This is a genomic window from Acidobacteriota bacterium (assembly GCA_009691245.1).
Classification (GTDB): Bacteria; Acidobacteriota; Terriglobia; order 2-12-FULL-54-10; family 2-12-FULL-54-10; genus SHUM01.
Window position 1 is genome coordinate 1 of record SHUM01000011.1, and the last position, 13,386, is coordinate 13,386.

General features: G+C 57.7%; 7 protein-coding genes. 1 reads left to right on the forward strand and 6 read right to left on the reverse strand.

What is annotated here, in order from left to right:
* Positions 1-274: 274 nt before the first annotated feature.
* The 6 genes from EXQ56_04325 to EXQ56_04350 form a co-directional block, all read right to left on the reverse strand.
* Positions 275-787 carry a cytochrome c gene (locus EXQ56_04325; protein MSO19678.1) on the reverse strand — a complete coding sequence of 171 codons (513 nt, stop codon included), beginning with the start codon at positions 785-787 and terminating at the stop codon, positions 275-277.
* Positions 788-899: 112 nt separating this feature from the next.
* On the reverse strand, positions 900-2,216 hold the full coding sequence (locus EXQ56_04330; GenBank protein ID MSO19679.1) for a twin-arginine translocation signal domain-containing protein: 1,317 nt from the start codon (positions 2,214-2,216) through the stop codon (positions 900-902).
* A gap of 46 nt (positions 2,217-2,262) precedes the next feature.
* A complete protein-coding gene (locus EXQ56_04335) occupies positions 2,263-5,481 on the reverse strand; it encodes a carboxypeptidase regulatory-like domain-containing protein (GenBank protein MSO19680.1) in 3,219 nt (1,072 codons plus the stop codon).
* Positions 5,482-5,579: 98 nt separating this feature from the next.
* Positions 5,580-6,092 carry a cytochrome c gene (locus EXQ56_04340; GenBank protein MSO19681.1) on the reverse strand — a complete coding sequence of 171 codons (513 nt, stop codon included), beginning with the start codon at positions 6,090-6,092 and terminating at the stop codon, positions 5,580-5,582.
* A gap of 75 nt (positions 6,093-6,167) precedes the next feature.
* The gene (locus tag EXQ56_04345; protein ID MSO19682.1) at positions 6,168-7,550 is read right to left on the reverse strand and encodes a sulfite dehydrogenase; all 1,383 of its coding nucleotides are present in this window, start codon (positions 7,548-7,550) and stop codon (positions 6,168-6,170) included.
* Positions 7,551-8,241: 691 nt separating this feature from the next.
* Positions 8,242-10,035: a hypothetical protein gene (locus EXQ56_04350; protein MSO19683.1), complete on the reverse strand. Its 1,794-nt coding sequence runs from the start codon at positions 10,033-10,035 to the stop codon at positions 8,242-8,244.
* 198 nt (positions 10,036-10,233) lie between these two features.
* Between EXQ56_04350 and EXQ56_04355 the strand changes: the two genes are divergently transcribed.
* Positions 10,234-13,374, forward strand: coding sequence for a TonB-dependent receptor (locus EXQ56_04355; GenBank protein MSO19684.1), 3,141 nt, complete (start codon positions 10,234-10,236; stop codon positions 13,372-13,374).
* Positions 13,375-13,386: the final 12 nt, after the last annotated feature.

The following is a 13,386-nucleotide window of genomic DNA, read 5'->3' on the forward strand; positions in this document are numbered from 1 at the left end:
ACTCATTTTACGATACGCCTAAAACGCTAAATACGCCCAAAACGCCGCAGCGAGGTACGCAGCGGGTACGCGGATATCTATCCGATGTAGAACCATATCCCAGCGTAGAGGTTCAGCTAAGCCATGTGGATTGAACCTCGGGCTGCCTAAACCACTGTACTGTAGACATAGAGCAGATCGAGTTCCACCAGAACAGACAGCACGTACAGGAACAAATGAGTAACGCAAACCGCCTTCCCCGGAATCTCCTATTACAAGGGAAAGTGCACAATTCTCACTTTTCGCCGGCTGCTTCCACCATGTGATCCAGACTGGGATTGCGGGTTGGTGTTTTGATTTTCGCAAGGCTCGATTGATCGACGACGGTGTCTTCTTTGACGAGACCGTTCAGATATAATACAAACGCCGTTAGAGCATAGACGTCGTTGGTGGGGAGTTTCTCAGCGCGTACGCCTATGTCCGGCACGTTGCGCGGCATCGAGCTATTGATCATGCTCCATATCGTAGTCGCAAACGGGCGCATCGATTCCATTTTCAGCTTTGGGTACTTACCCTCAACCCCATTTGCTCCGTGACAATGGGCGCACTTCTGCGCAAAAATCTTAGCTCCATCCTTGGCTGTGCCTGTTCCCAGCGGGAGTCCTTCACCCGATGGCCCAACGTAAGTATCTCGATCTTTGATTTCCTGGGCAGTCGGAGCTCTACCGACGTTATAAGTGGGCAACTGAGCGATTACGAATTGGCTACTCGATAATGTCAACACTACCCACAAAATTACACGAGACATAACGACTCTCCTATGAATAGTCCGTCCGATTATTGGTCATTTCGCATCCCAGGTAAGTCAATGAGTCAAACTGTTCAGGGGCGTGCTTCAGTTTCTTTCTGTCTCACTCTGCTCAATGGTTATGTTCGTCCAGACGGATCAGTGAACCGATCTCCAGAATTCCCTTGGTCGGCTCGAACCCATTCTGCACCAAGCCGTCCCCCCCAATCTTCCACCTTTGAACCAGAGATCGATTGGCTCGTTGGGGAATTCGTTTGCACTCCTTGGCATTCACGTCGACACATTCCGGGTTCGAAAACCAATTCTTTTCCATGGCCTCCATGGTTGGCTGTACGTTGCCAATTTCATCGGTCGCTCTGGACTGCACCACGGTTGAGCGGCCATCCCATTGCCAAGGCAGCCGGAACCTTGTGAACGCCCTGGGGAGCACCGGTGCCTGGAGTTCCGCAGTCTTCCAGGTCTTGCCGTCATCCGTTGATACTTCCACTTTTGTGATTCTTCCAGCCCCGGACCAGGCCAGGCCGCTTATCTCATACGGTCCCCTGCGGGTGAGCTTGTGCCCTCCTGATGGAAACGTAATGACGGACTTGCTGTATGTTTCATACTTGCGCCGGCGTCCCAGATCGGTCATTTCAAATGGCAGTCCCTCGCCCGGCAGGAAATCTTCCTGGGTAGTCATGTACGGCTGGTTTGTGATCTTGAGGTGATTGAGCCATTTTACATGGATTCGCCCGGTCCAGCCCGGCACGACCAGCCGCAATGGATAACCCTGCTCGAGTCGCAACGGCTCGCCGTTCTGCCCGTAAGCGACCAATACGTCCTCCATGCACTTGGCCATCGGAATACTGATCGCGTGATTTGCGGTATCCTCGGATACCGCGATGGCCCAAGTACCTTCCTGCTTGACGCCCACTTCCTTTAGCAGGACGGATAAGGGCACGCCGGTCCATTCCGTGCAACTACTCCGCCCGTGCGTTTCCTGCACGGTTTTCGCGGCCTTGGTCCTGTCCAGATTGCCGTTGCCTCCGCATTCGATGAAATTAACTCGCGTAACGGAAGGCAGCAATTTGATCTCATCCAGAGTCAGCATCACCGGGCGATTAACCATTCCGTGAATGAGCAGACGGTATTTCTCCGGGTCGATGACCGGAATCGCGCCGTACTCGTGATTGACATAGAAATGGAGATCCGAAGGCGTGATGATGCCGTAGATGTCTTGCAGCGGTGTCAGGCCGTCCGTGGCTGATCCGATGCGGTAAGATTTCACAAACGGCGAACGCTCTCCAAGGGGTCGCACGTCGGCCGGGAGTATGGCCGTCTGCTGCTTGGGGCCTTGAGTTACTGCCGGCTTCACTCCCGCTGCCGCCATGCCCAATACAGCCGCACTTCCTTGCAAGAATCTTCTTCGATCGTTCCCTTGGGGCTTCATGGTTACATCTCCTTCGCAGTCTCATCTGTACTTTCATCTCAGAAAATCAAAACTCAAATCGCAGGCCAAACTGAATCTGGCGCGCACTGGTCACCGTGTTGCTGATAAATCCCGCCGAACCCTGCGGCACGGCCCGGCTGTTGAAAACTCTCTTCGCCGGCACGCCGAAGTTCGGCCGGTTGAGCAGGTTGAAAAACTCCGAGCGGAACTCAAGTCTGTATTTTTCTGAGAAGGAAAAAGATTTGAACAGTGAGAAATCAAAACTCACCAACCCCGGTAAGATCAGAGTATTTCGGCCCAAATTGCCGAGGAAACCCGCGGGTTGGGAAACGAAGCTCGCGGAATCAAAGTATCGATCCGGCCCTCCCAACACTGGATTAGAGTTCGCTCCCGGAGCCAAGTCCGGCCGGTCGGCGGTGATGCCATCCAGATTTCGGTCGGCCCCGTAATCAATGGCCGCCGGGAAGCCGGTATTGGTCACCAGTATTCCATTGAGCGACCAGTCATTGAACGCTACCGCTCCGGGCCCGCGCGAGAAAAGGCGCGGTAGTCCGTAGCTGAAATTGAACGTCATGTTATGGCGCACATCGAAGTTGGAAAGCGACTTTTCCCTGGCCATGTCAAACCAATCCATGGGCCGCGATTGACTGTTTTGCGCCTGGCTGCTCTGGTCAGTGGAATGGGTATCGATTGATCTAGCATAGGTATACGCCCACTTGAAGCGGATATCGTTCATCGCGCCTGCGGCCCTGCCAACGCGCTTCTCCAATTCGACGCGTAGCCCGTTATACCAGGAGTTGGCATTGGATGTAAGCATGTTGATTTCGCCCAAGATGGGGTTGGCAGAGGACCTGCCTGCTGGCCAAAATTTCCTCCCATCGGGAAGGATATCCGCCAGCCGGAGATTGGAGGATCTCTGATTGGTTAGGTGATAACCCCGCGATCCGGTATAGGCTAGTTTCAAGGCCAGGCCGGCAAACAATTCCCGTTGCACCCCTATGTTGTAGTGGAACACCGTTGCTTTGCTGATGTTACCGTCCACGCCCCGTCCTTCGATGGTCAGACTGCCGACGTCCTGCACACCCGCGTAGGGATTTGGAAAGGGGAAATCCTCAGTAAACTGTGCCCGTGACCCGAAGGGGGGAGTGGCGGCGACGAAAAACCGGTAGGCGTTGTCAAATTGTTCAAAAAACATCCCCCCGCCTACCCGGATGACCGTCTTGCCGTCTCCTTTGGGATCCCAGGCAAGTCCCAGCCGCGGAGCCAAACCCTGGGAAACGTCATCGGTGAGCGGCAGTCCCACCTGCGGAGTGGTTTTCATGATGATGCCACCCGGCACGATCCGGTCCACAGACCACCGAGTAGTTTTTCCGTCGACCTCCGTCAGGCGCGAAGCGATTTCAAAACGCAGACCCGCATCCACGGTGAAAGTCGGCGTTACCTTCCAGGAGTCCTCACCATAGAAAGCCCCATAAGTTTGGCGCCATCCCTTTGCAAAATCCGGGTGCGCCACCAAGCCTAGGCTGAGCATTCTTCCGGAGACTTCCGAGGTCAGCAGACCGTTAAACTCATCCGCTACGCCGGCGAGAAGATCGTCCAGGTCTCTGAAAATCATCACGCCTCGGAGATCATGCTGTTCAACAGTATTTCTCTGAATCCGCTGAATCTGCCAGCCAGCCTTTAGACTGTGGCTTCCCACCGTATAAAGGAAACGCTCTGTGAATTGGAATGTATTGAAAACGGCTTTGTTAGCACCGTCCGAATTTCCAAATGAGGAAAGGCTGGTGTTGAACTGAAAGAGTCCAAAACCCGCACCAGGGATAAAGGAAAGCGCAGGGTCAATGTCCACAATGGGGGAGGGATTGGCAAGCGCTTCCGGGCGGTTGAATCCCAAATTTGCGACGTGCAACAACCGTGGCGAAAAGATGTGCGTCCACTCCAGGCTCGACGTGTAGCTCCGGGTATCCGCCTTAAGCGCAAACACAGGCAATTGATTAGGATCGGTTCTGAATGCGCTGCTAGTCGTGGAACTCAGGAACAGCGAATCCTTCTCCGAGATGTTGTAATCAAATCTCCCCATGCCGAAATCCTCGCCGGTCGCCGTTGACCCGGTGCTGGCGAAGACGGCCGTCCCGTCGCCGAAATTTTGGCCTGTAGGGAGCGGCCAAATGGCTAGATATGGTGCGATCGACCGGGCCACCGCGACGCTGCGTAATCCAGCCGGGCAATTGCCCTGTTGCGCCGGAGTGCCGCGGGGCAGGCAGCCTCTACGGGAGTTTTCATCCGGCACGATTCCGGACAGCGTAACAGCTCTGCGCTCCCGAACCCCTTCATAGTTAGTGAAGATGAACATCTTGTCCCGCTTGATCGGTCCCCCCAGGGACGCTCCGAAGTTATTGCGCTTGAATTCTGGCTTTACCCCCTTGCCGCGGGCCGTATCTTCCCACTTCGCCGCATCCAGGTTATCGTTGCGATGGAAGGCAAAAGCGCTGCCATGAATTTCATTAGTCCCGCTCTTGGTGACCGTCACCACGGCTGCGCCAGCCTTTTTGCCGTACTCCGCGCTGTAATTGTTCGAGAGAAGGCGAAATTCCCGTATCGCGTCGACGCCGAGCATCAAGCCCGAGGCCGATCCTGGTGTCTCGGCACTTCTGGACGCACCCTTGATTTCCATGCCGTCCTGGTAGAACTTGTTGGATTCCCAGCGCATGCCGGCGACCGTAAACTTTTGACCATATCCATGTCCGACACCCTGGCTGGACATGCCACTGAAGTTCGACGCAGAGGCATCCAAGGTGATCAACTGGTCGAAGCTCCGTCCGTTCAACGGTAAATTCCGCATTTCCTGTTCGCCCACCAGCGAGGACACCGTCGATCCCGTCGTCTCCACCAGGGGAGCCTCTCCGACGACCTCCACGCTTTCCGTCACGGAGCCCACTGGAAGTTCGAAATTGATGACGGCCTCTCGGCCCACAGTCAACTCCACTCCTCGCCGGATGATGGATTGAAACCCTTCCACGGTGGCCGTAAGGCGGTATTGGCCAAGGCTGAGCGATGGCGCCGCATAGCGGCCCGCCGAGTCGCTCTGCACAGTCCGGGATGTCCCGGTGTCCTCGTTAAACAATATAATTGTTGTCCCCGGCACGACCGCGCCGCTGGTATCGGTGACCGTTCCCCGAATACTGCCCGTAACCCCCTGCCCATAGGCTGCCAATATCCCGGTAATCAAAATGGTTACCAAGGACCCTGCAAGTCGCTGTTTCATCGGAAGACCTCCTGGTAGTGGACATTCATGTGCAACATGGTTAAAGGCTCAATCTGTCTCAATCGTCGCTGAGTTACAGATTCTCCGTTTCGGTGCAATTAGCGCGGCGCCACTTTGTCGAGGTGGGGATCGCGTTTTGGCATTTTGATTTTGGGGAGGCTGCTGGCGTCCAGGACGTCCATTTCCTTGACGATGTTGTTGCGATAGAGCACGAAGGCGGTGAGCGAGTACACTTCGGCGGCGGTGAGCGATCCATCTCGGGTGCCGATGTCAGGCACTTTGCGGGGCATGGCGCTGTTGATGAAATCCCAGATGGTTGTGGCAAACGGGTAGTTCACGACGCGAGCTTTGGGTCCCGACAGGGCGGGAAACTGGCCCTCTGCTGCTCCATTGACGCCGTGGCAATGGGCGCAGCGCTTCTCAAAGATCGCCGCGCCCTCCTTCGCCGTGCCGCGCCCCGGCGGAAGTTCTTTCCCGGAAGGACCCACGGTGATGTCCTGGGCGCGAATCTCGTCCGCGCTGGGAGTCCTGCCGAGATTGAAGGTCGGCAACTGCGCGAGGCCCTCGCTTGCAGCCATTAATGTGATCACCAACAATCCTAGCCAACGCATGGCAACATTCTCCTCTCCTGCTGCTGTATCAGAGCCCCGACCGCTAGGGAGGGGGCACGGCGTTCGACTAAATGCCTAGTGCTCGTGGGTATCGTTGACCAGAAACGCGGCCAGTTTGTCCGCCATAGCGGGCATCGGATTCGTAACATTTCCGTCCCGGTTCACCCGCCAGCTCTGAATAATAGATCGCTGCGCCCTTACCGGCAGGCGAGAGCAGAGCTCGTCGCCCAACAAATTGCGGCAAGTCGCGGACGTATCCGCGCCCCAGATAGCCACTTGTTCCGGCGAGGTAGGGTTGGGAGTTCCGCCCACCTGCTCGGGCGTGGGCTGCACGTTGCCGCGCTCATCGGTGCTGCGGGACTTTAGGATGGCCTCCCCGCCGTCCCATTTCCATCCAAGGGTGAACCGGGTGAAGGCGCGCGAAAGCACGGGAGCCTGCAACTCGGCTTCCTTCCAACTTCTGCCATCATCGGCGGAAACCTCCACTTTGCGGATGGCGCCGCCGCCGGACCAAGCCAAGCCGGAGATCTGATACATGCCCGGTTTGGCCAGCCGTTGACCGCCGGAAGGATAGGTAATCACGGATTTGGTGAACGACTCATGATGGAAGCCGAAGGCTTTGGCGCCCGCGAAGGAATAGGCACCCATGCCCAGCGGGGCCTGCTCCATATACGCGAAACTCTCCTGGCGATTCATGTAAGGCTCGTCCACCACCTTGATGCGGTTCAGCCATTTCACGTTGATCCTGCCGCTCCAGCCGGGCAGGATGAGGCGCAAGGGGTAGCCATTTTCAATGCGCATGGCCTGTCCATTCTGGGCATAGGCAACGATCGCGTCATCCATGGCCTTACTCATTGGAAAGCTGTGTCCATGCCGGCCCGGGTCGTCCGCGACGCCAATCAACCACTCGGCGCCTGCTTTCACTCCGACTTCCTTCAGCAACAGCGACAAGGGCACTCCGGTCCACTCGGCGCAACTGCTCCGCCCGTGAATGTCCTGGACGGTTACCGCATCTTTGTCAAACTGCGATCCACTGTTGCCGTTGCACTCGACGAAGCAGATGCGGCTCACCGATGGCAGCAGCTTGATATCATCCATGGTCAGTTCCACGGGACGGTCCACCATGCCATGGATCAGCAGGCGATGCTGGCGGGGGTCGATATCCGGCGTAGCGCCGTTTTCATGGTTCACAATAAAATGGAGTTCGGAAGGCGTGATGATGCCATGCAGGTCCTGATGCGGCGTTAAAGCATTGGAAATGGACCCTCCGAATCCCCTGCGAACAGTCTTGCTCTCGAAACGGGAGACCTCGCCCAGCGGGCGGATCCCCGCATCATGGATCAGTCTGGAACCCGCCTCCTGACCGCTCGCTGTCGGTATCCCTCCCGCGGCCAAGCCACCAACCAGAGCGGCTCCGCTTTTCAGGAATCCTCTTCGGCCATATTTTCCCTTGTTCATGCTTCCCTCCTAGCCAATCCATGTGATCAGAACTCGCATTTCAAAACTCGATACGCAATGAAAGCTGAAACTGCCACGCGGTCTGGCGACTTCGCCAATCAGCAGGCTGAAATCAGGACAGCGGCCTGGGCTACAGCCAGCTCAATAGAATCCTGGTGAATTTATGTTTGACGTAACGCCGGAGCAGTTCTCGGCTGAACGGGTAAGGTTGGCTGACTTTCACGGTGTCCTCCTGCTAAAGGGGAACGAACTTATCATTTCTGCCATTGCTTTTAGCAGATGGCTCGGAATTTGTCAACTGACTAGTTGGGTGGGTAGTGGATCACTTTAAAATTTCGCAGACATTCAGCCAGACATGCAGGATAACAACGTTATTTCACGGTTAGGAAATCTCAAACTGAGCCACTACCGTTGTGACCTGCACTGTTTTTAACTACCCGAAAAACAAGGCGCTGCATGGAAGGCGATGAATCCTGCGGAGCGGGTCGGAAACTTGTGGAAAGCCGCAGCTACAATTTAGCTACAATGCGATGGCGGTAGTCTGTCTCCATCCAGGAAAATGCATTCCCAAAATCAATTTTTTGTGGATTCTGTTTCCCGAGGCGACAATGGACGGTGCGATCCCGACATTTATCCAAGCTCGAAATGGCGAACTCCAATTCCAGATGTAATTTTTGGCAGGCAGACGGTCTCAATCCCGAAAGTTCACAACGAAGTACCGAACGTTACTAGTGCCGCCCCCGGATCCCGGGTTCACCACGGTAATCGCATAAGTGCCAACTTCGCTGAGCAACTTCGGGCTAATGACGGCCTCCAGCTTCTTGTCGCCAAGAAATCTCGTGGCCAAATCCGAAGTATCGAAACGTACGATGGAGTTCGGTTTAAAGCGCTCTCCCCATACTTCGATCTTGACTGAGCCCTGTCCTTGGATTGCGATGGGCGGAGTAATCTCAGACAGCCTTGGCCCCATGTATTCCAACACGGAGTCCACCGCCACCGCGCGCGGCATGGGATTGCGGAAGTTGGAATCAAGCGTGGTATCCACAACATTCCCGTCGAGAATCACCGTGGATATCCTGCGCGTGTTGCGGATATCGGTGAGCGGATCGGCATCCAGAATAATCAAGTCAGCCAGCTTGCCCGGCTCCAGGGTGCCCAGGTCCTTGTCTTTGCGCAGCAACTCCGCAGGCCATTTGGTGGACGCCATAATGGCCTGCATCGGCGTTACGCCAGCGTCCACCAGCGCTTCCATCTCCACATGCATGGAGACGCCGGGAAGGTTGGTAGGCCCAGAGCTTGATCCGGTGTCCGGGCCGGTGATCAGCCGGCCGCCCGCGACGGCGAATCGTTTGACAAACTCATGCAGTTTCGCCAGACCTTCCTTGCGCCGCGCCATCAGGTCCGCGCTGGGAGAACCGGAAGGCTCCTTGGCTACGCGCAGCCAGAAATTAAGCCGACGATCGGGAATAAACTTCCAGTTTTTGTCTTCCAGATATTGCAGGGAATCATTGGTCCACTCAGATTTCTTGGGCATCAGATTGACGGACGTGCGGGTCAGCGTGGGATTGAAAAACACTCCATTTTTGACCAACAAGTCCACCAGTGGGTCAAACGCCGTGACGTCCATGTCCGCCTCGGGGACAGCGGACCGGCGCGTGCCGTGGGGCACGGTGGCCTCGGTGATGGCCTCGGTGTGCTCGACGAACTTCATGCCGACGCGGGTGGACTCGCGCACATCGCCGGTGTGGCCCACCACTTCGAGGCCCGCTCTGTGCGCTTCGGCCACCACCGCCTCGAGCAGCTCCGGCGTCAGCGCTTCGTGAACTTTCACTGCGTCCACTCCCTGCCGAATCACCTTTCGGGTGATGACACGGGCCTCCTCGGAACTGCGCACGCGGACCTTGTAGCCGGCCAGTTCGGCATTGTCCACCTCGCCGCCGGGCTCAACCGGGCCGTCAATGATGAGGCCGGTAACAAACATCCGCGGCCCCTTCAGCTTGCCAGACTTCAGCGCCTCGCGCTGGGCGAGGATCCATTCCGTGGGATTGGCCGTATCGAATACCGTGGTCACTCCGAAGCGGAGAAAAATCTGCGGCATAAAATCCAGAAAATGTATGTGCGCGTCGATCAAGCCTGGCAGGACGAACTTGTTTTCCGCGCGCACTACCTTGGCGCGCGGCGGTATCGCCACCTGGCCTTTGCTTCCTGCCGCCTTGATGCGCCCCCCCTCGATCACAATGACGGAATCCCTGAGCGGTGCACGGCCCGTGCCGTCAATCAATGTTGCTCCCTCGATCACCACTGGCTGGTCCTGAGCGGCGACGCGGGTGGGGAATATCCCGCATGCCACCGAAAGCAAAATAGCTATGGCGGACAAGAGCTTGCAGATTGAGTTAAGTTTCATGTCGTTCTCCGCTTGTAGTTTCCCGCCGGGGACATTGCGGCGCTTGCCGCAGAGCTCACTTTGAGTAACCGCGCTGCGCATCGCTTAGATCATACCACCGAAAATTTCGTGCAGGCAGGGAACTCCAAGCTGTCCTGACCCTGCCGAGAGGCCTCCGTAATTCTTGACCTCCACCATACATATCTGATACATAGTCTGTAACAAAATTGTATTCGCGGGGCGATTGGTCAGTTCAAGTCACCTTAAGCGCAGCAGGGCGGCTGCCGAAAAGAGGGTTTCATGGGCAAGATACTTTCCATTTTATTGTGCGCGCTGCTCGTATGTGCGCAGTTGGCGATGAGCCAAGCGACGACCGGAACGATCTCCGGCGTAGTAACGGATAGTTCAGGTGGAGTGCTCCCCGGAGCCACGCTAACCATCCTGAACGAAGATACCGGCATAGCCCGCACGGCGCAGTCGGACGCGCAGGGGCACTACCTGGCTCCGCTGCTCGCGCTGGGCAGATACAAGGTAACGGTCTCAGTGGAAGGATTCCAGACTGAGATACGCAGCGGCATTGTGCTCACCGTGGGCCGCGAGGCCGTGGTGAATCTGGCGCTGTCAGTGGGCGCGGTATCGCAGACGGTGGAGGTAAGCGGCGAAGCTCCGCTGGTCGAGTCCACCACATCCTCCGTTGGCGGACTGGTGGATGAGCGCACCATCCGCGAGTTGCCCCTCAATGGTCGCAGCTACGACCAGCTCGCGCTGCTCGAAGCGGGCGTAACATCATATGGCGGCGGCGCCACCAGCGGCGGCTTCCTCTATGGCACCGGCACGCGCTTCAGCGTGGCCGGGAGCCGCTCCTACAATAATAGTTATCTGCTCGACGGCATGGACATCAACGACTCCGGCAACGGCACGCCGGGCGGCGCGGCGGGCACCAACCTGGGCGTTGACGCCATCCGCGAATTCAAAATTGTTACCAGCCTGTTCAGCGCCGAGACCGGCCGGGCCACCGGCGCGGTGATCTCCGCGGTTACGAAATCGGGAGCCAATGACTATCACGGCAATCTGTTTCACTTCATCCGCAACAGCGCCATGGACGCGCGCAACTTCTTCGACGTGCGCAACGCCCCCAATCCCACGCCGGTCCCGGCCTTCAAGCGCAACCAGTTCGGCGGCACGGTAGGCGGACCGATCAAACGCGACCGGACATTTTATTTTGGCGCTTATGAAGGCATGCGCGAACGGCTGGCCACCACGCAGATTGCCACCGTGCCGTCGGTAACGGCCAAGAATGGAACCCTGGCGGGCGGCCGAGTGGTTGCCGTCAGTCCCGCCATTCGGCCCTTCCTGGTCTTGTGGCCCGATCCGAACGGGCGCGATTTCGGCGATGGCACCGCCGAGTTCATCACCTCGCCTTCCCGGCCGACCAATCAGGATTACTTCATGGTGCGCGTGGACCACCAGCTCACTTCAAAGCATAGTCTGTTCGGCCGCTACACCTTCGATGACGATTCGCGCCGTGCGCTCACCAACGTGGCCACTTCCGAAGACACCTCCGATGCCCGTCGGCAATATGTAACTCTGCAACTGAGCAGCGTGCTCAGCTCGAATCTGCTGAACTCGGCCCGCTTCGGCATCAACCGCTCCATTTCATTGACCGATAATCTGCCCACCTCGGCGATTCCCGACGGCCTGTCGTTCATTCCCGGCCAGCCCATTGGAGTGATCGGCATCGGCGGGCGCGCGGCCGGCGCGGCGTTGATTATCGCCAATGCGGGCACCAGCGACACCGCTCCGCGCTTCGCTTATTACAGTGTCTTTGAAGCCGCCGATGACGTTACCTTTATCCGCGGACGGCACTCCTGGAAATTCGGCGGCAACCTCAAAGGGATGCGCGACAACACCGCGCAGAACACTTCCTTGCGCGGCATCTATCGCTTCGACAGTTTTGAAACCGTGCTCACTGCCACGCCCAATAACTTTGGCGCGGTGCGTCCGGGCCAGAGCGCATATCGCGGATTCCGCCAGAAATTGTTCGCCCTGTTTGCCCAGGATGACTTCCGCATGAATTCGCGCCTGACGCTGAATCTGGGATTTCGCTGGGAAGCCGTCTCGGACCCCTCCGAGTCGAACAACCTGGCGTCGCGCTTGATGAATGTCTCCGACCGGGCTTTCACGCAGGATGACGTTTTCATGGAGATCACCAGCAAGAATTTCGAGCCCCGCGTCGGCTTTGCCTGGCAGGCGAACGGAAGCGGCAAGACCGTGCTGCGCGGCGGGTTCGGCATCTTCCACGATCAGATCCTTCCGGTCTATTATGCCGTGGCCGTCACCAAGTATCCGCCGTTTTATGAGCGCCTGGCCGTGGCGCCCACGGTGGCTCAGCCGCTGCGCTTCCCGGACGCCTACACGCAGTTGGCCGGTTCCGGCCTGGTGGCGATTAACGGCGTGGCGCCGTTTCTGAAGACTCCGTCGAAAAATCACTACACGCTCACGCTGCAGCAGCAGATCTTCGAGGACATGGTGCTCGAAGTGGGCTATGTCGGATCGAAGGGCACCAACGTGCCGCGTTACGCCGAGCTGAACACGCGGGCGTATCAGCTCGTGAACGGCCAGAAAACTTTCACCGCCGGCGCGCCGCGCATGAATCCGTTCTTCGATGAGATTCGTCCGCTGCTCACCGACACCAACGCGCACTACGACGGTATGCAAGTGAAGTTCAAACGCGCCAGCAGCCGCAACCTCCAGTTCCAGATTTCCTACACCTACTCGAAGGCGCTCGACAGCGCCTCGACCGTGGCCACTGCCGACAACTCCCGCGAAGCGCAGGCCTCGCTCGACCCGGAAGACCCGGCACGCGACAAGGCCCGCGCCTCGTTCGACGCGACCAATAATCTGGTGATCAACGTGGGCTATCCGCTGCCCGTGGCCTTCGACAACAAGATTGCTTCCACCGTGCTGGGCGGCTGGGAGTTCAGCGGCATCGCCACCTTCACCGACGGCCAGCCGTTCAGCGCGCGGCTGGGTTTTGACCGCGCCCTCAACCTCGGCGGCGGTCGCGCCGACCGGCCTGACCTGAAGGCCGGGTCCAGCCAGAATTCGGTGTTCGAAAATCCCACCGCGGATCGCTGGTATGATCCCAGCGCCTTCACCCTTCCCACCGCCGGCACCTACGGCAATTTGGGGCGCAACACGCTGGTGGGACCGGGCCGGCAGACCATTGATCTGTCGCTGGTGAAGCGCTTCACGCTGTCCGAGTCCGCCGACTTCCAGGTGCGCACCGAGCTCTTCAACATCCTCAATCGCGCCAACTTCGGCCTGCCGCAGAACGTCCCGCTGACCAATACTGGAGCCATCAGCGCGAGCGCCGGAAGAATCACCGACACGGTAACCACCTCGCGGCAGATTCAGATCGGGATGAAGCTGACGTTTTAAGATTCCGCAGTT